This window comes from Comamonas testosteroni ATCC 11996 (assembly GCF_000241525.1).
Classification (GTDB): domain Bacteria; phylum Pseudomonadota; class Gammaproteobacteria; order Burkholderiales; family Burkholderiaceae_C; genus Comamonas; species Comamonas testosteroni.
This window is the reverse complement of sequence record NZ_AHIL01000011.1, coordinates 209,354-231,436: the sequence shown is the minus strand read 5'-3', so window position 1 is coordinate 231,436 and position 22,083 is coordinate 209,354. Positions and strand designations below refer to the sequence as shown.

The window sequence follows — 22,083 nt, the reverse complement described above, 5'->3', positions numbered from 1 at the left end:
GATGCGCAAATAACGGTTTGCTACCAAAGAGATAACAGGTGGCGGGTATCATCGGGCCTCCATGCTAGAGCAACGAATTCAACAGCATTTCATCGACAGTGCCGACCTGAAGTACCAGGCCGCCCAGGCGCTGAGCCAACCTATTGCTTCCGCCGTACAGGCCATGCTGGCCTGCGTGACGGGCGGCGGCAAGGTGCTGGCCTGCGGTACGGGCGTTTCGGCCAGCGATGCCCAGTTATTTGCCTCCCTGTGCGTGACAGGGTTCGAGCGCGATCGTCCCGAGCTGGCGGCCGTGGCCCTGACTTCCGATGGCGGCCTGCTGGGCAGCGTGGGGGCGACGGGTTCGGGCGGCAATGCCAGCCAGTATCTGGCGCGTCAGGTGCGGGCGCTGGGGCAACCCGGCGATCTGCTGCTGCTCATGTCGGTGACCGGCAACGATACGGCTGTGCTGGAGGCTCTTGAAGCCGCCCACGAGCGCGACATGATGGCCGTGGTGTTGACAGGCCGCACCGGCGGAAATCTGGCCTCCGCCGTGCGCGAGACCGATGTGCTGATCTGCGTGCCCCACGACCGTGCGGCGCGTGTGCGCGAAACCCATACCTTGATCCTGCACTGTCTGGCCGACGGTGTGGACTCTCAACTGCTTGGTGACCAGGAGATGCCTTTATGAAGTTGAAGTGGACCCGTGTTGCATGCGCGGCCCTGACCGTTGCCGCTCTGGGCGGTGCCTTGAGCGGTTGTGTGGCTCTGGTGGGCGGTGGTGCCGCCGTGGCGGGCATGTCGGCAGTGGACAGGCGCACCACCGGCACACAGGTGGAGGACCAGGGCATAGAGCTGCGTGCCGGCAATCGCATCAGCGAGGTGATGGGCGAGAAGGCCCGCGTCAGCGCCACCAGCTACAACCGAGTGGTGCTGCTGACCGGCCAGGCAGGCAATGCGACGGACAAGGCGACCATCGAGAAGCTGGTGCGCGAACAATCCACCGTGCGCCAGGTCTACAACGAGATCGAGGTCGTGCCTTTCACGGCCACTCTGGGTCAGCGCTCCCAGGATTCTCTGATCACGACCAAGGTCAAGGCCAGTCTGGTCAACGCCAAGGACATTTCATCCTCGGCCATCAAGGTCGTGACCGAGAACAACGTGGTCTATCTGATGGGCATAGTCACGCCGCGTGAATCCAAGCGGGCTGCCGAGATCGCCCGTGGCGTCAACGATGTGAGCAAGGTTGTGCGCCTGTTTGAGGTCATCTCCGAAGATGAGCTGGCTGCTGCAACGTCCAAGGCAGCCCCTGTGGTCGAGGACCGCTCCAGCATGAACTGAGGCGAACTGAGGGCCACAAAAAAGCCGGACCCGAGTCCGGCTTTTTTCATGGCGCAGCGGCTCAGCGCAAGCGCTGGATCAGGCTGGAAGTATCCCAGCGATTGCCGCCCATGGCCTGTACATCGGCATAGAACTGGTCCACCAGCGCGGTGACGGGAAGGCGTGCGCCATTGCGCTGGGCCTCGGCCAGCACCAGCCCCAGATCCTTGCGCATCCAGTCCACGGCAAAGCCGAAGTCGAACTTCCCCACGGCCATGGTCTTGCCGCGATTGTCCATCTGCCAGCTCTGGGCGGCGCCCTTGCCGATCACGTCGAGGACCTTCTCCACGTCCAGGTCGGCGCGCAGGCCAAAGGCAATGGCTTCGGACAGCCCCTGGACCAGGCCCGCAATGCAGATCTGATTGACCATCTTGGTCAGTTGACCGCTGCCGCTGGCACCCATATAGGTAAAGGCGCGCGAGAAGGCATCAGCCACCGGTGCCACCTGGTCGAATACCTCCTGATCGCCACCGCACATGACAGTGAGCTGACCGTTGACCGCACCGGCCTGACCACCCGATACCGGGGCATCCATGAAGTGCAGGCCGCGTTTGCGTGCTTCGGCATACAGCTCGCGCGCCACCTGGGCCGAGGCCGTGGTGTGATCGACAAAGATGGCGCCAGGCTCCATGCCCGCAAAGGCGCCGTCGTCGCCCAGCACAATGGAGCGCAGGTCGTCATCGTTGCCCACGCAGGAGAAGACCATGCGTGCGCCCTTGACGGCTTCACGGGGCGTGGCCGCATGGCGGCCGCCGACAAATTCCTCGACCCAGGCTTCGGCCTTGGTGGTCGTGCGGTTGTAGACCGTGACCTGATGGCCAGCCGCAGCCAGGTGCCCGGCCATGGGATAGCCCATGACACCCAGACCCAGAAAGGCCACAGGAGTGGAAGTGCAGGGTGCGTAGCTGCGGGAGGCGATGGTGGCTGTGCTCATGAAATCCTCTAAGACTGGGTGCGGAACAGTTCGATCATGGTAGCGCCGCAGTGCATGGCCTTGGCGTAGAGCAGGGTCCTGGGCGGCCCTGCCGCCCCACAGCAAAGCCAGCGCTCCACCTGTGGGAGGAGATGCCGGCGCCTTGGGGTTAGACGATGGTCAGATGTTCTGTGCCGGCTGCCAGGTCCAGAGTCCGGGCGCGCTGGCTGTTGAGCTTGATCTGCAGACGCAGGTCGTTGACCGAGTCTGCATTGCGCAGCGCATCTTCGTAGGTGATGAGATTGGATTCGAACAGGTCGAACAGCGCCTGGTCAAAGGTCTGCATGCCGATATTGCGGCTTTTCTTCATGATCTCCTTGATCTCGACGACCTCGCCCTTGAAGATCAGGTCGGCAATCAGCGGAGAGTTGAGCATCACCTCGATGGCGGCGACACGGCCCTTGCTGTCCTGCTTGGGAATCAGACGCTGGGAGATGAGGGCCCGCAGGTTCAGCGACACATCCATCAGCAGCTGTGGACGGCGTTCTTCGGGGAAGAAGTTGACGATGCGGTCCAGCGCCTGGTTGGCACTGTTAGCATGCAGCGTGGCCAGACACAGATGGCCCGTTTCCGAGAACGCAATCGCGTGCTCCATGGTTTCGCGGTCGCGGATTTCGCCCATCAAAATCACATCGGGAGCCTGGCGCAGCGTGTTCTTGAGCGCCGCTTCCCAGCTGTCCGTATCCAGCCCCACCTCGCGTTGCGTGACCACGCAGTTCTTGTGCGGGTGCACGAATTCCACGGGGTCTTCCACCGTGATGATGTGGCCGAAGGAGTTCTCGTTGCGCCAGTCCACCATGGCGGCCAGCGTGGTGGACTTGCCCGAGCCCGTCGCGCCCACCAGGATGCACAGGCCGCGCTTGGTCATGGTCACTTCCTTGAGCACCTGCGGCACGCCCAGGCCGTCAATCGTGGGCAGGGTGGTGGGAATGGTACGCAGCACCATGCCGACCTTGCCCTGCTGCATGAAGGCATTGACACGGAAGCGCCCCACACCGGCCGGCGAGATGGCGAAGTTGCACTCCTTGGTGTGCTCGAAGTCCGCCACCTGCCTGTCGTTCATGATGGAGCGCGCCAGGGCCAGCGTATGCAGCTGGCTCAGCGGCTGGGGCGAGACCTTGGTGACCTTGCCGTCAATCTTGATGGCAGGCGGAAACTCCGCCGTGATGAACAGGTCGCTGCCGTTGCGGCTGACCATGAGCTTGAGCAGATCGTTGATGAATTTACTGGCCTGATCGCGTTCCATGATCACTCCTTGTCCAGTGGTCGCAAGCAAAGACCACTCTTAAAAATTGGCACGGCCCAAGCGAGAGGCAGCCAGCAAGGGCCGTCCCGCAGCAAAGGCTGTCGTCCCCCTCAGGGGGAAGCGGCAAAGCCGCTCAGGGGGAACCTTATCCAGGGAAATTTTCGGGAATCTTCGCCTTGCTGCGCGCTTCGGCCGGGCTGATGAGGTTGCGGCGCACCAGATCGGTCAGGTTCTGGTCCAGGGTCTGCATGCCCATGTTCTGGCTGGTCTGGATGGTGGAGTACATCTGCGCCACCTTGGCTTCGCGGATCAGGTTGCGGATGGCGGGCGTGCCCAGCATGATCTCGTGCGCGGCCACCCGGCCCTGGCCGTCCTTGGTCTTGCAAAGCGTCTGTGAGATCACGGCCTGCAGCGACTCGGACAGCATGGCGCGCACCATTTCCTTTTCATCGGCCGGGAACACGTCGATGATACGGTCGATGGTCTTGGCCGCCGACGAGGTGTGCAGCGTGCCGAACACCAGGTGACCGGTTTCGGCCGCAGTCATGGCCAGGCGGATGGTTTCCAGGTCTCGCATTTCGCCGACCAGGATCGCGTCCGGATCTTCACGCAGCGCGGACTTCAGGGCTGCCGCGAACGACAGCGTCATGGGGCCGACTTCGCGCTGGTTGATCAGGCATTTCTTGGACTCGTGCACGAATTCGATGGGGTCTTCCACCGTCAGGATGTGGCCGTACTCGGTCTCGTTGAGATAGTTGACCATGGCGGCCAGCGTGGTGGACTTGCCCGAGCCCGTGGGGCCGGTCACCAGCACCAGGCCGCGCGGCTTCAGGGCCAGGTCGGCGAAGATCTTGGGGGCGTTGAGCTGTTCCAGTGTCAGGATCTTGCTGGGAATGGTACGGAACACGGCCGCCGCGCCGCGGTTCTGGTTGAAGGCGTTGACACGAAACCGGGCCAGGCCTTCGATTTCGAACGAAAAGTCCACTTCCAGAAACTCTTCGTACTGCTTGCGCTGGGCATCGCTCATGATGTCGTAGACCATGGCGTGCACGGTCTTGTGGTCCAGCGGATCGATGTTGATGCGGCGCACATCGCCGTGGACGCGAATCATGGGGGGCAGGCCTGCCGACAAATGCAAGTCCGAAGCCTTGTTCTTGACACTGAATGCCAGCAATTGCGTGATATCCACGGAGATCCCTCTCTGGTTTGATACTCTGGCGCCAATTATGACGACGATTGAAAACAATCTGGGGCAGATTCATGCCCGCATTGCAGCCGCTTGCGCCAGTGCAAGCCGGCCCGTGACATCGGTGCAACTGCTGGCCGTTTCCAAGACCTTCGGCGCGGATACGGTGCGCGAGGCGGTGCTGGCCGGCCAGCGCAGCTTTGGCGAGAACTATATCCAGGAGGCGGTGGAGAAAATTGCCGCCGTGCGCGCCATGCAGCTGGCGGGCGGCGAGGCGCTGCAATGGCATTGCATAGGCCCCATCCAGAGCAACAAGACGCGGCTGGTGGCCGAGAATTTCGACTGGGCCCAGACCGTGGACCGGCTCAAGATCGCCGAGCGTCTTTCGGCCCAGCGCCCCCTGGGCATGGCACGGCTCAATGTCTGCATCCAGGTCAATGTGGATGGCGGCGCCACCAAGTCCGGCGTCATGGCCGAGCAAGCCCTGGAGCTGGCCCAAGCCATGGTGAAGCTGCCCAATCTACAGCTGCGCGGCATCATGAGCATTCCTGACGATGCTCCTGATTTCGAGGCGCAATGCGCAGTCCACAAAAAGGCCAAGGCTGTTTTTGAGTCCATCAAGGCCAGTGGCCTCGCGGGGCTGGAGCATTTCGACACGCTGTCCATGGGCATGACCGGCGATCTGGACGCCGCCGTGGCAGCGGGCAGCACCATGGTGCGCGTGGGCAGCGGGATATTTGGAAGGCGTACCTACGGTACGCCCACCCCCTGAGCCGCGTAGCGGCTTCCCCCTCTCTCTTCGGGAGGGAGGACGACAGCCTCGCTGCGAGGCGGCTCTTGCTCGCTGTCTCTGGCTTGGTGCGCGCCGGTTTCAAGCTTCAGTTGCTGTGTTGCAGTCTTTTGCTCAAGGTCGCTTCATCTGGCATTCGGTCGGTAGGTCAAGCTGCTGGGCGGAATAGACAGCGTCGGTTCTGAAACCGTAGTTCGTGCCTTCCCAGCCGGTTTTGACCAGCTTGCCATCCACGGGGGCGATGGTGTTGACGACCTGGGGCAGCAGCAGCTGATGGTCCTTGCCGCGCATCTTGACGGGGCCGAAGACAGTGTCCATGGACATGTCCTCCATGGCCTTGGCAATTTTCACGGGCTCGGTGGACTGTGCCTTGGCCATGGCAGCGGCCAGCATGCGCGGCACCAGGTCCATGCGCGGGGCCAGAAAGTCCTGGCTCATCCTGGCCTTGTACTCTCTGGCGCGGGCGTCGGCCTGGGCGCGGTCGGCCATGCCGGGGTGCCATTCTGCGACCCAGGTCACCTGGCCGATCCTGGCCTGGGAAATGGAGGTCACGGTGCCCGGAAAGCCGCCTGCGCTGTGGTTGAAGTAGCGCAGGTCGTAGCCCGAGTCTCCGGCGGACTTGAGCAGCAATGCCAGATCCTGGCCCCAGTTGCCGGTGATGATGGAATCGGTTCCGACTTCCTTGATCTTGGCCACATAGGGCGCAAAGTCCTTGATGCGGCCCATGGGGTGCAGGGTCTCGCCCACGAACTGCACATCGGGTCTTGCCTTGCCGACCATGCTGCGCCCGAAGCTGGCCCATTGCTTGCCATGGGCATAGTCCTGGTTGAGCAGAAAGACCTTGCGGATCTGGGGCTGGGTCTTGATGTAGTTGGCGATGGCCTGCATGCGCATGGCCGTGTTGGCATCGAACATGAAATGCCAGAAGCTGCAGGACTTGCCGGTCAGTTCGGGATCGATCGAGCTGTGGTTGAGTACTAGCACCTCCTTGCCTGGATTGCGCTGGTTGTAGCGCGATGCTGCCTGCACCAGGGCCGTGACCACCGAAGAGCCCGAGCCCCCCGTCACCACCACGCGCGCGCCCTGGTCAATGGCGGCCTGCAGCGCGCTCTGGCTCTCCTGGGCCGAGAGCTTGCTGTCGAACTGCAGCAGCTGGAACTTGGCGCCGTTGTAGAGGCCGCCCTTGGCGTTCACGTCATCGACGGCATAGAGCACATGGTTGCGCATGACTTCACCCACATTGGCAAACGGGCCGGAGAGCGGGTCGATGAATGCGATCTTGAACGGCTCAGCCGTCTGGGCGGATACGCTGCCGGCGCAAAGACCGGCGGCCAGCGCAATGGCTGAGAAGCGAACGGACATGGTGTTGTCTCCAGGGAGTTGGAATGGCGCCTTGGCCGCAGGGGCTCTCAGCTGGCGCTGTGGCTGGTGGAGGAAGCGCTCTTGCGGCGCCTGGGGGGCGAAGGGTCTTGCGGTGGCGGCGCAGTGCGGCTCGCGCGCTTGCGTGGTGCAGGTGCAGGTGCAGGTGCAGGTGCAGGTGCAGGTGCAGGATTGCGCAGGCCCAGCACGCGCGAGGCCAGATCGGTGAGCTCGACCACCATCTCGGCCGGCCCCAGCTTGCCGCCGGGCTGGTACCAGTTGTAGAGAAAGCCCGGCAGGCTGCAGGCCGCCTGGGCCGTGATGCGGGTGTCGCGGAAGTCGAAATGCCCGCTGGCGCGGCCTTCGTCGAGCAGGGCGCAGAACTGCCTGTAGAACTGCTGGGCCACATTGCGGGAGGCCTTGAGATAGGCCGGGCTGAAGGCCTGCGGCTCGCGGTAGGGGAAAAAGCCCGCCGGGTAGTGCGCGATGGTGGCGGCGATCAGGCGCTGCAGGCCGTCCACGGCTTTCTCATGCGCGGGGCGCGGGTCGTCGGCCGCAAAGTCCAGCACCGTGAAGCAGGCCTCGGTCGGAGCCCAGCACAAGGTCTCGAAGATCTCCTGCTTGTTGCGGAAGTAGTAGTAGACAAAAGGCTTGGTCACGCCCAGCGCCTGCACGATCTGCTCGATGGTGGTGTTGGCATAGCCATAGCGATCGAACAAGGCTTCGGCGGCCTTGAGAATGCGCTCGCGCTTCTCGTCGGAGCCTGCCGTGGGCAGGCGCTGGCGGCCGTGCGGCGCCACTGGCGCAGCCGGCTTTTTTTCGGTCTTTCTGGGCGTGGCAGGCATGAGGGTTTGCGCGTGTCGCATTCGTTATACCAATGGGTAGCATTGTTCTACCGGCAGGTATACATTGACAAGACGCCGAGCAGCAGATTGCCCTAAGGCAATCCCTGAGAAAGCCCGCAAAGTGGCTCCAGACCTCGGTTTTCACGAGACACCCAGGAGACAACCATGGCTGAATCCGAAATCCTCATTCCCCTGCATGAGGCCTTGCGCCGCAATGCGCGCCAGCATCCCGAGCGCGATGCCTATATCTGGTACGGACAGCACATCAGCTGGCGCCAGGTGGATGAGGCCAGCGATGCCGTGGCCGCGCATCTGCAGCAACTGGGCGTGAAGCCCGGCGAGCCCGTCGCCCTGTTCATGAACAACTGCCCGCAGTACATCGTGGCGCACTACGCGGTGCAGAAGATCGGAGCCATCGTCTGCCCCTGCGGGCCGTTGAACAAGGAGCACGAGCTCGAATACCAGCTCAACGATCTGCAGGCACGGATCATCATTGCGGCCGATGTGCTGCTGCCCGTGGTGGACAAGGTGCGCGGCAGCACCGCGCTGCAGCATGTGCTGGCCGTGCGCTACGGCGACTGGTTGCCCGCAGCGCCCACGCTGCCCCTGCCTGCCGAGCTGCAGGCCCCCGTGCGGCAGCTGCCCGCCGATGTGACGTCGTTCTGGGATCTCATGCACAGCGGCGCCAGGCCTTCCCATGTCGAGGTGGACATGGACGAGGTGGCGCTGATGACCTATACCTCGGGGACCACGGGCCTGCCCAAGGGCGCTATGCTGAGCTTTGGCGCGGCCGCATACAAGACCGCCGGTGCGTCCCGGGTGACCGGGGTCAGCGCCGAGGATGTCCTGCTGGCCGTGGCGCCGCTCTATCACATCGCCGGCATGTCCATGGGCGTGAACATGCCCGTGCATTCGGGGGCGCCCTGCGTGCTGCTGCATCGCTTCGATCCGCTGGCCGTGGCGCAGGCGCTGGAGCGCTATCGCGTCAGCTGGTGGTACAGCATCGCGCCCATGAATGTGGCGCTGATGCAGGTGCCCGGCGTGGAGAAGATGGATTTCAGTGCGCTGCGCCGCAATACCGTCACCAGCTTCGGCATCACCTACACCGAGGACCTGGCGCAGCAGTGGCGCCGGTTCGCACCCAATGCCATCTCCAGCGAGGCGGCCTACGGCCTGTCCGAAACCCACACCATGGATACCTTCATGCCGGGCGATGCCATCCGCTGGGGCACCCATGGCAAGCCCGCGCCGGGCAACGAAATCCGGGTGATAGATCCGGAGACCGGCGCACCGCTGGCGGCAGGCGAGGTGGGCGAAATCATCATTCGCGGCCCGGGCAACTTCAAGGGCTACTGGAACAAGCCCGAGGCCACGGCCAGGACGCTCAAGGACGGCTGGGTGCATACCGGCGATATGGGCAAGTTCGATGCGGACGGCTATCTGACCTTCATCGGCCGCTTCAAGGAGATGATCAAGGTCTCGGGCTACAGCGTCTTCCCCGAGGAGGTGGAGACCATTCTGATCAAGCATCCGGCCATCGCTCAGGCGGCCGTGATCGGTGTTGCCGATGCCCAGAAAGGCGAGGTCGTGCGCGCCTTCATCGTGCGCAAGGCCGGGCAAAGCCTGGAGGCGGACGGGCTGCTGGCCTGGAGCAAGGAAAACATGGCCAGCTACAAGGCTCCGCGCGAGGTGCGCTTCATCGATGCCTTGCCGGCCACCGGCGCTGGCAAGGTGTTGCGCAGATTGCTCAGAGACATTCCCTGAGTCATTGCGCCAAAAGTGGGTGAACCCCTTGGTTGGTGAGTGCTAGAAGCTATTCAAACGAGAGTCCTATGTTCAAGAAAGTCCTGATCGCCAACCGCGGTGAAATCGCCCTGCGCATCATCCGAGCGCTGCAGGAGCTGGGCATTGCCAGCCTGGCGGTGTACGCCGCCGATGATGCACAGGCCCCGCATGTACAGGCCGCAGACGAGGCGCAGGCACTGGGAGCCAGCGGCCCGGGTGCCTATCTCGATGGCGTGCATCTGCTGCGTATCGCGCAGCAGCACGGTTGTGACGCGCTGCACCCGGGCTATGGTTTTCTCAGCGAGAACGCGGACTTTGCGCGCGCCTGTGCGGCAGCCGGGCTGCGCTTTATCGGCCCGACGCCCGAGCAGCTGGCGCTGCTTGGCGACAAGGCCAGAGCCCGTGCGCTGGCGCAGCAATGCGGCGTGCCCCTGATGCCCGGCAGCACCGAGGCCGTGACGCTGGAGCAGGCCCAGCAGTTCTTTGCGCGCCAGCAGGCCGACGGTGCCAGCGGCATCATGATCAAGGCGATTGGCGGCGGCGGCGGTCGCGGCATGCGTGCGGTCACCGAGGCTGGCGAGGTGGCGGCCGCCTACCAGCGCTGCCGCAGCGAGGCGCAGGCGGCCTTCGGCGTGGATGGCGTCTATGTCGAGCGGCTGATGAGCGGCGCGCGCCACATCGAGATCCAGCTGCTGGGCGACGGCAGCGAATGGCCGATGGCGCTGGGCGAGCGCGAATGCACGCTGCAGCGGCGCTTTCAGAAGCTGGTGGAGATTGCACCCAGTCCCAGCCTGACGCAGCCGCTGCGCGAGCGCATCACCGAAGATGCGCTGCGCATGGCAGCCAGGCTGCGCTACGAGAGCCTGGGAACGTTCGAGTTTCTGGTCGATCTGCAGTCCGAGTCCCTGCCCTATGTGTTCATCGAGGCCAACCCGCGTCTGCAGGTGGAGCATACGATTACCGAAGAGGTCTTTGGCGTCGATCTGGTGCAGGCCCAGATCCGCATTGCGGCGGGCGAGCATTTCTCCGACCTGGGCCTGAATGTGAATGCCCCGCCCCGGCCGCGCGGCTATGCCATGCAGTGGCGCATCAATGCCGAAACCCTGGATGCCCAGGGCCACTCCCGCCCTGGCGGCGGCCGCATTGCCGAACTGCACTGGCCGCAAGGCCCGGGCATACGCCTGGACGGTCATGCGCAGCAGGGGGGCAGTCCGTCGCCGCATTACGACACGCTGCTCGCCAAGCTCGTCGTGCACAGCAACGCGCCGCATTTCGACGATGTGCTGCGCCGCTCCCGGCGCGCGCTGGCCGACTGCCGCATCGTGGGCCTGGCCACCAACTTGCCGCTGCTGCAGGCCCTGGCCCTGCGGCCCGAGATGCAGGCTCAGACGGTGCACACGCGCTGGCTGGAGGAGGTCCTGCCGCAACTGGTGGAGGCTACAAAAAGGATAGCTTCAAGCGCAAATCATTCAATAAATTCAAATACTTTTGAGGCTGAAAGTAAGGCGCTTCAAGCGCAACAAGCTCCTGAAAATGCTGTGCTGGCCCCCATGCCGGCCAGGGTCGTGCAGTGGTCCGTGGCTGTGGGCGAGCAGGTGGCCAAGGGCGCCGAGCTGGGCATTCTCGAAGCCATGAAGATGCAGCATGTGCTGCTGGCCCAGGCCGCAGGCAATGTCTTGCAACTGCTGGCAGAGCCGGGCAGCTATGTGGCGCAGGACCAGGCCTTGCTGGTGCTCGCGCCCGCACAGGGCGAGGCCGCGCATGCCGAGGTGCAGGCGCAGCTGCAGGACCCCGACCAGATCCGGGCCGATCTGCAGCGCGTCAAGGATCGCCATGCTTTCACGCTCGATGCAGCGCGGCCAGGCGCCATGGCCAGGCGCCATGGCCAGGGCAGCCGCAGCGCGCGCGAGAACATTGCCGATCTCTGTGATGAAGGCAGCTTCATCGAGTACGGGGCGCTGGCGATTGCCGCGCAGACACGCAGGCGCAGCCTCGACGATCTGGTGGCCAACACGCCGGCCGACGGCATGGTGACGGGCATGGGCTCCATCAATGCAGCCCAGTTCGGCACGGAGCGGTCGCGCGCCGTGATCATGTCCTATGACGCCACGGTGCTGGCCGGCACCCAGGGCGCGCGCAATCACGCCAAGACCGACCGCATGCTGGGCATCGCGCTGCAGCAGAAGCTGCCCGTGGTGCTGTTTGCCGAAGGCGGCGGCGGCCGGCCCGGCGATACCGACACACCCGTGGTCGCGGGCCTGCATGTGCATACCTTCGCGGCCTATGCGGCGCTCTCGGGTCAGGTGCCCGTGGTAGGCATTACCCACGGCCGCTGCTTTGCTGGCAATGCCGCGCTGCTGGGTTGCAGCGATGTGATCATCGCCACGCGCAGCAGCAATATCGGCATGGGCGGACCGGCCATGATCGAGGGCGGCGGGCTGGGCGTCTTCCGGCCCGAGGAAGTCGGCCCCGCCAGCGTGCAGCATGCCAACGGCGTGATCGACATCCTGGTCGACGACGAGGCCCAGGCCGTGGCTGCGGCCAGGCACTATCTGTCCTTCTTCCAGGGGCGCATCGACCAATGGTCCGAGCCCGATCAGCGCCTGCTGCGCCAGGTCGTGCCCGAGAACCGCCTGCGCGCCTACGACACCCGCGCCGCCATGGCCGGGCTGGTGGACGAGGGCAGCCTGCTGATGCTGAGAGCTGGCTTCGGCGCCGGCATCCACACGGCACTGGCACGCATCGAGGGCCGGCCCGTGGGGCTGATGGCCAACAACCCTGGGCATCTGGGCGGTGCCATCGATGCCGATGCGGCCGACAAGGCGGCGCGCTTCATGCAGCTGTGCAATGCCCACGGCATCGCCATCGTCAGCCTGGTCGACACGCCCGGCTTCATGGTGGGGCCGGAGATCGAGAAAACCGCCCAGGTGCGCCATGTCAGCCGGCTGTTCGTCATGGCGGCCAAGCTGCGCGTCCCGTACTTCAGCGTGGTGCTGCGCAAGGGCTATGGCCTGGGCGCCATGGGCATGACGGCGGGCAGCTTTCATGCGCCCATCTTCAATGTGGCCTGGCCCACGGGAGAGTTCGGCGCCATGGGCCTGGAGGGCGCGGTGCGGCTGGGCTTTCGCAAGGAGCTCGAAGCCCTGCCCGAGGGCGCTGAGCGCGAGGCGCTGTTTCAGAAGCTGCTGGCCCAGCAATACGCGCATGGCGAGGCCATGCACATGGCTGCCACGCTGGAAGTCGATGCCGTCATCGACCCCGCGGAGACCCGCGCCTGGCTGGTGCGCGGCCTGGCCGGTGCGCGCCTGCGCGAGGGTGAAGGCCGCTTTGTGGACACATGGTAAACGCTGATGGAGGTATCAAGGTTTCAGCATCTAATCGGCTTCAATCTCCAATATGCAAAGCGCTTGATGCTCATGTTTTTGATATGAACTCCATACGCAAAACCATATTCCGGCTCATGCTAAGCTGAATGTCTTGCACCAGCGCCCCGGCGGCCCGACGGCTGCTCCGGGGTGTTTTTGATTGCCCAGTATTTGCGATTGGAGATATCCCATGCCCGGACTTTTGCCCGACGTCGATCCCGATGGCCTGCTTGAATTCTCGGTGGTCTACACCGATAGAGCGCTCAACCACATGTCCAAGAAATTCGTGGGTGTGATGCAGGACATCCTGGGCATGCTCAAGGATGTCTATCACGCCAACACGGCCGTGCTGATTCCAGGCAGCGGCACTTTCGGCATGGAGGCCGTGGCGCGCCAGTTCGCCAACCGCGAGCGGGTGCTGATCGTGCGCAACGGCTGGTTCAGCTACCGCTGGACGCAGATCTTCGACGCCGATGCGGGCCTGGGCGGCGGCTCCGTGGTCTGCAAGGCGCGCAAGCAGGGCGAGGGCAGCCAGGATCCATGGGCGCCATGTCCGGCAGCCGATGTGGCCGAGACCATTCGTGTGGAGCGTCCCAAGGTGGTGTTTGCCCCGCATGTGGAAACGGCCAGCGGCATCATGCTGCCCGACGAATACCTGCGCACCGTCGCCGACGCCGCACACGAGGTCGGCGCGCTGTTCGTGCTCGATTGCGTGGCCTCCGGCGCCATGTGGGTCGATATGGAGAAAACCGGCGTGGACGTGCTGATCTCGGCGCCGCAAAAGGGCTGGAGCAGCTCGCCTTGCTGCGCCATGGTCATGCTCTCGGCGCGCGCCCGCGAGGCCATAGAGCACACGCAAAGCTCCAGCTTCTCCTGCGACCTGAAGAAGTGGATGCAGATTGCCGAGGGTTACGAAAAAGGCCAGCATGCCTATCACACCACCATGCCCACGGATGCGCTGCTGCGCCTGCGCGACGTGATGCTGGAGACGCGCGAGTACGGCTTTGCCAAGGTGCGCGAAGAACAGATGGAGCTGGGGCGCAAGGTGCGCGAGCTGCTGCAGTCGCGCGGCTTTCCCAGCGTGGCTGCCGAGGGCTACAAGGCCCCTGGCGTGGTCGTCAGCTACACCACCGACCCGGAAATCCAGAGCGGCCGCGCCTTCCTCAAGGTGGGCCTGCAGACCGCCTCGGGCGTTCCGCTGCAATGCGATGAAGGCCCGGACTTCAAGACTTTCCGCGTCGGCCTGTTCGGCCTGGATAAATGGCATGACTCGGATCGCTCCGTGGCGCATCTGTCCAAGGCGCTGGACGATATCGGCATTGCCCGCAGCTGAGGCCCTGCGGCCGGCGGCAATGCAGCCATGACATTTTTTCGACCCGACTTCGTACTACAGTCGGGTTTTGTTCATTCAGCGCATCCGATATGAAAAAAGCAATCTCCGTGATCGGTCTTGTATGGGCCATGGGTGCTGGCGCAGTGGTTCATGCTGCGCCGGTCACCACCGCCAGCGGGCTGATCTATGAAAGCCAGGTCGAAGGCAGCGGGCCCAGTCCCAAGGCGACGGATACTGTCAAGGTGCATTACCGCGGCTACTTCCCCGATACCGGCAAGGAGTTCGACAGCTCCTATGCCCGCAAGCAGCCCATCGAGTTCCCGCTCAATGGCGTGATCCCCTGCTGGACCGAGGGCGTGCAGAAGATGAAGGTCGGCGGCAAGGCCAAGTTCACCTGCCCGCCAGCCATTGCCTACGGCTCACGCGGCGCGGGCCGTGCCGTGCCGCCCAATGCCACGCTGAACTTCGATGTGGAGCTGCTGGGCATCCAGGGCCGCTGATCAAGGCCTGTCGATCTCCAGCCGCTTGGCCAGGCGCTGCAGATTGGCACGATCGAGCTGCAGCTCGCGCGCTGCGGCGGCCCAGCTGCCCTGGTGGCGGGCCAGGCTGGAGCTGACCAGCTGGCGTTCATAGGCGCTGACGGCGGCGCGCAGGCCGGCCTCGGGCGCAGCCGTCGGTGTGGCCGGGTCCATGGACGCAGGGGCCTGTTCGGTGGCTGGTGCCTCGGCCCGCTCCCAGAGATCGGCCAGCCCCAGCGTCACGATGCGCAGCCTGGCGCCGGCGCGGCTGGCACTGCCGTCATGGCGGCTCAGGGCCCTGAGCACGGCGCGGCTGATGCAGTGCTCGAGCTCGCGTACATTGCCGCTCCAGCTGCGATTGAGCAAGGCCGCCTGTGCGGCCGCATCCAGGCGCAGACCGCCCAGCCTGAGCCTGGAGCGGTTCTCCTCGAGGAAATAGCCCGCCAGCTGCAGCACATCGCTGTCGCGCTCGCGCAGCGGCGGCACATTGAGCGGATAGACGTTGAGGCGGTGATAGAAGTCCGCGCGCATGCGCCCGGCGCCGACTTCTGCAGCCAGATCGCGGTTGGTGGCGGCGATCACGCGCACATCCACATGGTGCTCCCGGTCCGAGCCCAGGCGCTGCAGCTGGCCGCTTTGCAGCACGCGCAGCAGCTTGGCCTGTACAGGCAGCGAGAGTTCGCCGACCTCGTCCAGAAACAGCGTGCCCTGATGCGCCTGCTCGAACTTGCCGCTGCGCTCGCTCAGCGCTCCCGTGAAGGCCCCGCGTACATGGCCGAACAGCTCGCTCTCGACCAGATTGTCGGGCAGGGCCGCGCAGTTGATGCTGATCATGGGCTTGTCGGCCCGGCCCGACTGCGCATGCACGGCCTGGGCCACCAGTTCCTTGCCGGTGCCGGTCTCGCCGGTGACGAGCACGCAAAGATCGCTGGCGGCGACCAGGGCAATGTCTTTTTGCAGCTGGCGCATGACGGGGCTTGCACCCTGCAGTGCGCGCTCGGGCGCGGCGGCAGCGCCGGCCGGGCCCGTGGCACCGCGCGCGAGCTGGGCCAACTGGTGCACGCGTTCGGCCGTGGCCACGGTGGCCGCAGCCAGATTGCTGAAGGCCTGCAGCATGGCCAGCGCCGCAGGATCGGCAAACCGGCCCGGCTCCAGTGCATCCAGCGTCAGCAGGCCCCAGGGCAGGCCGCCCAGTTGCAGCACGCAGCCCATGCAGTCATGCACATGCAGCTCGGTGATGGCCTGGCCCTTGTGCGCCACCAGCCCGTCATAGGGGTCGGGCAGGGGGCTGTCGGGCTCGAAGCGCATGGCCTGGCCGGCCGCCAGCAACTGGGCAAAGCGCGGGTGCTCGGCCAGACGAAAGCGCCGGCCCAGCGTGTCCGGCATCAGGCCGTCGATCGCCATGGGGCGCAGCCATTCGCCCTCCAGCTTCAGCAGGGCGACGGCATCGGCGGGCAACAGGTTGCGCAGTGCGGCAAGCAGACGGCGCAGACGTTCGCGCTCGGACAGGTCCTGGGCCAGATCGGCGATCAGCGGGCTGACGGCGTTGAGAATGTGGGATGTTGTCATAACGACAGCGTTTGGTGTCAAAAAGACATCAATTGAGCAATGTCATATTGACTCATATTTCTGCAAGCCATTGCTTTGCAATGGTCTTGATGCTGGCATGCCGTTTGCATTTGTCCGTTCAAGCCTTGCAGCTGGCAAGGCAGCAACCAGGAGATTTACATGCTTACCGAACGTCAACGCGAGATCGTCAAGGCCACCGTACCGCTGCTGGAAACCGGCGGCGAGGCGCTGATCACGCATTTCTACCAGACCATGCTGGGCGAATACCCCGAGGTGCGCCCGCTGTTCAATCAGGCGCACCAGCAAAGCGGTGCCCAGCCACGCGCTCTGGCGCACAGCGTGCTGATGTATGCCAAGAACATCGACCGCCTGGAAAACCTGGGCAATCTGCCCGCCCAGATCATCAACAAGCATGTGGCGCTGCAGGTGCAGGCCGAGCATTACCCCATCGTGGGTGCCTGCCTGCTGCGCGCCATTCGTGAGGTGCTGGGCGCCGAGATCGCCACGGATGAGGTGATCGCCGCCTGGGCCGCAGCCTATCAGCAGCTGGCCGATATCCTGATCGCGGCCGAGCGCAGCGTGTATGAGCAGACGGCGGCGGCCGAAGGCGGCTGGCGCGGTGCGCGCGCCTTCAAGCTGGTGCAAAAGCAGGCCGAATCGGCCGAGATCACCTCGTTCTACCTGGAGCCGGCGGACGGCGGCGCGGTGATCACCCATCAGCCCGGCCAGTACATCGGCCTGCGCGTGGTGGTCGACGGCCTGGAGCAGCGCCGCAACTATTCGCTGTCGGCGCCGACCAACGGCAAGAGCTATCGCATCAGCGTCAAGCGAGAGGCGGGCGGCAAGGTCTCCAACCATCTGCACGACCAGCTGCAAGTGGGCGATACGCTGGAGCTGTTCCCGCCTGCCGGCCATTTCACCCTGCAGGCCGCCGCCAGGCCCCTGGTGCTGATCAGCGGCGGTGTGGGCATCACGCCCACGCTGCCCATGCTGCAGGCCGCGCTGCCCACGGGGCGCGAGATCACCTTCATCCACTGCGCGCGTGATCGCGGCGTGCACGCCTTTCGCGAGAAGATCGATGCGCTGGCCAGCAGCCACGAGCAGCTCACACGCCGCTATTGCTACGACCAGGCGGACGCGGGCGACGAGGTGGATGCCCAGGGCCTGCTGAGCACCGAGCGACTGGCCCAGTGGCTGCCCGAGTCGCGCGATGCCGATGTCTACTTCCTGGGCCCGCGCGGTTTCATGCGCAGTGTCAAGCAGTCGCTGCGCGAGCTGGGCGTGCCCGACGCCCAGGTGCACTACGAGTTCTTCGGCCCGGCCGAAGCCCTGGCTTGACGTTATCGCACCCCCTGAGCGGCTTTGCCTAGGCCCTTGCTCGGCGTCCCTCGTTTTGGGCGCGCCGGTTTTGAGCGCTGTGATCTGCAAACCAATGGATGCTCATAAAAAAAGAGCTGCTAGCGCATGTTATTACTAGGTTTCAGTGCTTAAAGCATTTGAAATCCATTTAAATAAAGCGCAAGCAGCTCTCTTTATTGAGGCGGCGATTGGACTCATTGCTCTTTGAACTGGGCGATTGCCCAGTGAGATACATCGAGCAAGGGCCTGGTGGGCGGCACCGCCCAGGCGCTCAACGGTAGTACGCTTCGACCGTGCCCTTGAGCTTGATCAGCAGGGGCTTGCCCTTGCGGTCCAGGGTCTTGCCGGCGGGCACCTTGACCCAGCCTTCGCTGACGCAGTATTCCTCGACGTCAAAGCGATCCTTGCCGTTGAAGCGGATGCCGATGTCGTGCTCGAACACGGCGGCCACATGGTGGGGGCTGCGAGGGTCAACGGACAGATGGTCGGGCAGTTCGGGGCGGGTGGCTTCGGTCATGATTTCTCGAGAGTCAGGCAATACAAGAGCGCTATTTTCGGTGCAATTGCAAAAGCCTGCCGTCTGTCGCTGCAATGGTGCAGCGCTGGCCATGCGCGGCCATCGGGGCCGTGGGCATAGGCGAGCCGGCCCGACTCGCCTATGCTTGCGCCATGCTCACCGAAGAACAACGCCTGTCCCTGCAGCGCGCCAAGCGGCTGCCGCTGATTTTGCTGCTGCTGGTGACGGCCGGCTTCATCGCCACGGCGCTGGCAGGCTCGCGCTGGGGACTGGAGGGCCAGGCCGTGCCGCTGTGGCTGGTGTGTCTGCGGGCCATCTGCGAGGCTGCCATGGTGGGGGCACTGGCCGACTGGTTTGCGGTCTCGGCGCTGTTTCGCCATATTCCGCTGCCGCTGGTGGGGCGGCACACGGCCATCATCCCGCGCAACAAGGATCGCATAGGGCGCAACCTGGCCACTTTCGTGCGCGACAAGTTTCTCGACGCGCCCTCGCTGGTGGCGTTGATCGAGCGCAACAACCCGGCCCAGGCGCTGGCCGACTGGCTGACGGCCCCAGCCAACAGCCAGCTGCTGGGCAGGCAGGTGGCGCGGCTGGCGCTGGCCGCGCTGGAGATGGTGCAGGACAAGCAGGTGGAGAAGTTTCTGACCCAGTCGCTCAAGGCCGTGATGCAGCATGTGGATCTGTCGCGCGCGGCCGCTTCGCTGCTGTCGGGGCTGACGGCGGGCGGGCGCCACCAGGAGGTGCTCGACGATGTGCTGGCGCGCATCAGCCGCGTGCTGCGCCAGGACCAGACCCATGTGCTGATCGCGCAGACCATCGTGGTCTGGCTCAAGCGCGAGCACCCGATCAAGGAAAAAATGCTGCCAACCGACTGGCTCAGCGACAAGGGCGCGAGCCTGATTGCCAGCGCTCTGGACAGCCTGCTGCAGGACGTGGCCCAGAACCCCGGCCACCGTTTGCGCCAGGCCTTCGACGGCTCCATACAGCGCCTGATCGACGGTCTGCAGAACGACCCGGCCTACGCCGAGAGGGTGGAGAAACTGCGCAACTATCTGCTGCATGACGAGAAGCTGGCTGTCTATCTGCGCGAGCTATGGGCCGGCTGGCGTGCCCGGCTGGAGCGCGATCTGGCCGACGAGAATTCGGCCATGGCGCGGCGCGCCGCCGTGATGGGGCGCTGGCTGGGCCAGGCGCTGGCGCATGACGAGGCGCTGCGCGAGTCCATGAATGAGCGTCTCAAGCGCTGGGCGACCACGCTGGCGCCTGATGTCTCGCAGTTCATCGCCCGCCATATTGCGGACACCGTGCAGCGCTGGGATGCCGAGCAGCTGGCCACGCTGATCGAGGCGCATATCGGCAAGGATCTGCAGTACATACGCATCAACGGCACGCTGGTGGGCGGCGCCATCGGCTTGCTGCTGTTTCTGATCTCGCATGCCGCAGCCTTGTGGCGCAGCCTGCTGGCCTGGCTGGGATAAAGCTCTATGAGCCGCATGCCGGTGCCAGTCGGCGCTGGTCAGTCCTTGTCAAAGTACTTAACAGTAAAAATTCTTTGGAAGGTCTGTTGGTTACGGTTACAATGAGAACTATTCGCAACAAGAAGACCTTGCGGTAATCTTTGACTCAGCCAGGCATGCCCATTGAATGGCCGCATGCCGCCATGCCCCGCTGCATGGTGTAGCCAGGACGATCTCATGCGCAGATCGTGATTGCCTTCTTCATCACTCCAACAGCGCGAATGCTTCGCTGACCTGTACCTGTTGTCCATGGCTCTCGCCATGGGGCGCAGCCGTGCCTGGTCGATGTGCATCTTTTTCCAAACTCATCATGCAAATTCATGCAGCCGCTGCTGCAGGCTTCGCCACGGCCTGCGCCTCTTCGTCTTCCCGTCCTTTGTCCACAGCCTGCCGGTCGCTGCGTCCCATGCTGGGCATGGCGCTGGCGGCTGCCGGCCTGCTGACCCACGGGCTGACGGCGGCTCAGGAGAAATCTCTGGAGACTGTGGTGGTGACGGCCTCGGGCTTCGAGCAGGAGATCAAGGATGCGCCGGCCTCGATTTCCGTCATCACCCGTGAAGAGCTGGAAAAAGGCAGCTACAACAATCTGCACGATGCGCTGCGCGACGTGCCCGGCGTGAATCTGGTGCCTTCGGACAACAATTCCAACGACATCAGCCTGCGCGGCATGGGCGTGAACTACACGCTGATCCTGGTGGACGGCAAGCGCACCAACACCCGAGAAACCCAGGCCAACGGCTCCACCGGAACCGACCAGAGCTGGGTGCCGCCGCTGGAGGCGATAGAGCGCATCGAGGTGGTGCGCGGCCCCATGTCCTCGCTCTACGGCTCGGACGCCATGGGCGGCGTGATCAACATCATCACGCGCAAGGTGGCCAAACAGTGGATGGGCTCCATCCGCACCGAGGCCACACTGCAGGAGCGCTCTTCCTCGGGCAATATCTACCAGAGCAATTTCTATCTGTCCGGCCCCATACAGACCGATCTGCTGGGGCTGAGCATCTACGGCAACTACAACAAGCGCGGCGAGGACAACATCCTCAACGGCTACAACGACTACGACAACCGCGCGCTCAACGTCAAGCTTGCGCTGACGCCCAACAAGGACCACGACATCATTGCCGAGCTGGGCACGGGCAAGCAGCACTTCACCTCGACGCCGGGCAAGACGCTGGCGGCCACGGCAGCACTCAGCGACCGCAAGTTCGAGCGCGACAACTTCTCGCTGCAGCACAAGGGCCGCTGGGGCTGGGCGTCCTCGGACACCTATCTGCAGCAGGAAAAGACGCGCAACCTGTCGCGCGACATGACCATCAAGAACACGGTGTTCAACAGCAGCTGGGTGACGCCGCTTGGGGCAAGCCATCTGCTGACCACGGGCGTGAGCTACAACGAGCAGGACCTGACGGACACCACCACCAACACCTTGCCCAATGCCAGCCGCACCAGCATCAACCGCAGCCAGTGGGCGGTGTTTGCCGAGGACGAGTGGCGTCTGCACAAGGACTTTGCACTGACCGGTGGCCTGCGCTACGACCACGACAGCCAGGCCGGCGGCCAGGTCAGCCCGCGCCTGTATGGTGTGTGGAATCTGGCCCCGCAGTGGACGGTCAAGGGCGGTGTCTCCACGGGCTTTCGCGCGCCGTCGCTGCGCCAGACCGTGGGTGACTGGGGCCAGAGCAGCCGTGGCGGCAATATCTACGGCAATCCCGATCTGAAGCCCGAGACCTCGCTGACCAAGGAAATCGGCGTGCTCTACGACAGCGGCGCCGGCACCACGGCGGGGCTGACGGTGTTCGACAACGAGTTCGAGGACAAGATCACCCGCGTGGCCTGCCCCAGCTGCGGCCCGCTCAACAGCTCGGGCCGCGTGCCCACCACGAACATCAATGTGGACAACGCCATCACGCGCGGCCTGGAGGCTTCGCTGGGCACCCAACTGAGCAGGGCGCTGCGCCTGAAGACCAACTACACCTTCACCAAGTCCGAGCAAAAGAGCGGCGAGTTTGCCGGCATGCCGCTGAACCAGCTGCCGCGCCATCTGTTCAATGTCTCGCTGGACTGGAGCCCCACGGGGCAGCTCAACGGCTGGCTCAAGGCGTCCTACCGCGGCAAGGAAAGCGCCCCCACGGGCGGAGCGTCCTCGGGCAGCTTCACCCAGAAGAGCTACACCATGCTGGATCTGGGCGGCTCCTACAAGCTCAACAAGACCGTCACGCTGTACGCGGGCATCTACAACCTGCTGGACAAGCAGGTCATCTATGACGGTGTCAATTACGACACCGTGCTTGATGGGCGTCGCTACTGGCTGGGCATGAACGTCAAGTTCTGATCCTGGTCATCGCAGCCGTTGCCGGGATGC

The 22,083-nt window shown here is 64.4% G+C and carries 17 protein-coding genes; 10 read left to right on the top strand and 7 right to left on the bottom strand.

Features of this window, described 5'->3' with window-relative positions; all coding sequences use genetic code 11:
* Nucleotides 1–61: 61 nt before the first annotated feature.
* Both CTATCC11996_RS05025 and CTATCC11996_RS05020 read left to right on the top strand, forming a co-directional pair.
* A complete protein-coding gene (locus tag CTATCC11996_RS05025) occupies nucleotides 62–670 on the top strand; it encodes an SIS domain-containing protein (protein ID WP_003073820.1) in 609 nt (202 codons plus the stop codon).
* Entirely contained in the window at nucleotides 667–1,320 is a 654-nt protein-coding gene (locus CTATCC11996_RS05020) for a BON domain-containing protein (RefSeq protein ID WP_003073818.1), read from the top strand. The genes CTATCC11996_RS05025 and CTATCC11996_RS05020 overlap by 4 nt, the downstream gene beginning before the upstream one ends.
* 61 nt (nucleotides 1,321–1,381) lie before the next feature.
* On the opposite strand, the gene CTATCC11996_RS05015 is transcribed toward CTATCC11996_RS05020, so the two are convergent.
* The 3 genes from CTATCC11996_RS05015 to CTATCC11996_RS05005 form a co-directional block, all read right to left on the bottom strand.
* A complete protein-coding gene (locus tag CTATCC11996_RS05015) occupies nucleotides 1,382–2,293 on the bottom strand; it encodes an NAD(P)-dependent oxidoreductase (RefSeq protein ID WP_003073816.1) in 912 nt (303 codons plus the stop codon).
* A 148-nt stretch (nucleotides 2,294–2,441) separates the two neighbouring features.
* Nucleotides 2,442–3,578 (bottom strand): PilT/PilU family type 4a pilus ATPase, encoded by a 1,137-nt coding sequence (locus CTATCC11996_RS05010; protein WP_003073814.1) that lies wholly within the window; start codon nucleotides 3,576–3,578, stop codon nucleotides 2,442–2,444.
* Nucleotides 3,579–3,723: 145 nt separating this feature from the next.
* Nucleotides 3,724–4,767, bottom strand: coding sequence for a type IV pilus twitching motility protein PilT (locus CTATCC11996_RS05005; protein ID WP_003073812.1), 1,044 nt, complete (start codon nucleotides 4,765–4,767; stop codon nucleotides 3,724–3,726).
* Between the two features lie 37 nt (nucleotides 4,768–4,804).
* On the opposite strand from CTATCC11996_RS05005, the gene CTATCC11996_RS05000 reads away from it, so the two are divergent.
* Nucleotides 4,805–5,536, top strand: a complete 732-nt coding sequence (locus CTATCC11996_RS05000; RefSeq protein WP_003073810.1) for a YggS family pyridoxal phosphate-dependent enzyme — start codon at nucleotides 4,805–4,807, stop codon at nucleotides 5,534–5,536.
* A 132-nt stretch (nucleotides 5,537–5,668) separates the two neighbouring features.
* Here the strand turns inward: CTATCC11996_RS05000 and CTATCC11996_RS04995 are convergent, their stop codons facing one another.
* On the bottom strand, nucleotides 5,669–6,916 hold the full coding sequence (locus tag CTATCC11996_RS04995; protein WP_003073808.1) for a branched-chain amino acid ABC transporter substrate-binding protein: 1,248 nt from the start codon (nucleotides 6,914–6,916) through the stop codon (nucleotides 5,669–5,671).
* Nucleotides 6,917–6,963: 47 nt separating this feature from the next.
* Nucleotides 6,964–7,758, bottom strand: coding sequence for a TetR/AcrR family transcriptional regulator (locus CTATCC11996_RS04990; RefSeq protein ID WP_003073806.1), 795 nt, complete (start codon nucleotides 7,756–7,758; stop codon nucleotides 6,964–6,966).
* 165 nt (nucleotides 7,759–7,923) lie between these two features.
* Between CTATCC11996_RS04990 and CTATCC11996_RS04985 the strand changes: the two genes are divergently transcribed.
* The 4 genes from CTATCC11996_RS04985 to CTATCC11996_RS04970 all read left to right on the top strand — a co-directional run bounded on the left by CTATCC11996_RS04985 (nucleotide 7,924) and on the right by CTATCC11996_RS04970 (nucleotide 14,741).
* Nucleotides 7,924–9,522 (top strand): AMP-binding protein, encoded by a 1,599-nt coding sequence (locus CTATCC11996_RS04985; protein WP_003073804.1) that lies wholly within the window; start codon nucleotides 7,924–7,926, stop codon nucleotides 9,520–9,522.
* Between the two features lie 68 nt (nucleotides 9,523–9,590).
* A complete protein-coding gene (locus tag CTATCC11996_RS04980; protein ID WP_003073801.1) occupies nucleotides 9,591–12,887 on the top strand; it encodes an acetyl-CoA carboxylase family protein in 3,297 nt (1,098 codons plus the stop codon).
* A 211-nt stretch (nucleotides 12,888–13,098) separates the two neighbouring features.
* The gene (locus CTATCC11996_RS04975) at nucleotides 13,099–14,241 is read left to right on the top strand and encodes an aminotransferase class V-fold PLP-dependent enzyme (protein ID WP_003073799.1); all 1,143 of its coding nucleotides are present in this window, start codon (nucleotides 13,099–13,101) and stop codon (nucleotides 14,239–14,241) included.
* An 89-nt stretch (nucleotides 14,242–14,330) separates the two neighbouring features.
* Nucleotides 14,331–14,741: an FKBP-type peptidyl-prolyl cis-trans isomerase gene (locus tag CTATCC11996_RS04970; protein WP_003073797.1), complete on the top strand. Its 411-nt coding sequence runs from the start codon at nucleotides 14,331–14,333 to the stop codon at nucleotides 14,739–14,741.
* On the opposite strand, the gene norR is transcribed toward CTATCC11996_RS04970, so the two are convergent.
* The gene (gene norR / locus CTATCC11996_RS04965) at nucleotides 14,742–16,328 is read right to left on the bottom strand and encodes a nitric oxide reductase transcriptional regulator NorR (protein ID WP_003073795.1); all 1,587 of its coding nucleotides are present in this window, start codon (nucleotides 16,326–16,328) and stop codon (nucleotides 14,742–14,744) included.
* A gap of 159 nt (nucleotides 16,329–16,487) precedes the next feature.
* Here norR and hmpA point away from each other — a divergent pair, with 159 nt between their 5' ends.
* A complete protein-coding gene (gene hmpA, locus CTATCC11996_RS04960; protein WP_003073793.1) occupies nucleotides 16,488–17,666 on the top strand; it encodes an NO-inducible flavohemoprotein in 1,179 nt (392 codons plus the stop codon).
* A 292-nt stretch (nucleotides 17,667–17,958) separates the two neighbouring features.
* Here hmpA and CTATCC11996_RS04955 read toward each other — a convergent pair whose 3' ends face one another.
* Complete coding sequence (locus CTATCC11996_RS04955; protein ID WP_003050615.1) at nucleotides 17,959–18,204, bottom strand: DUF3297 family protein; 246 nt, start codon at nucleotides 18,202–18,204, stop codon at nucleotides 17,959–17,961.
* A 152-nt stretch (nucleotides 18,205–18,356) separates the two neighbouring features.
* On the opposite strand from CTATCC11996_RS04955, the gene CTATCC11996_RS04950 reads away from it, so the two are divergent.
* A complete protein-coding gene (locus tag CTATCC11996_RS04950; protein ID WP_034348249.1) occupies nucleotides 18,357–19,682 on the top strand; it encodes a DUF445 domain-containing protein in 1,326 nt (441 codons plus the stop codon).
* Nucleotides 19,683–20,031: 349 nt separating this feature from the next.
* Nucleotides 20,032–22,053: a ligand-gated channel protein gene (locus tag CTATCC11996_RS04945; RefSeq protein ID WP_034348222.1), complete on the top strand. Its 2,022-nt coding sequence runs from the start codon at nucleotides 20,032–20,034 to the stop codon at nucleotides 22,051–22,053.
* The last annotated feature ends 30 nt before the right edge of the window (nucleotides 22,054–22,083 follow it).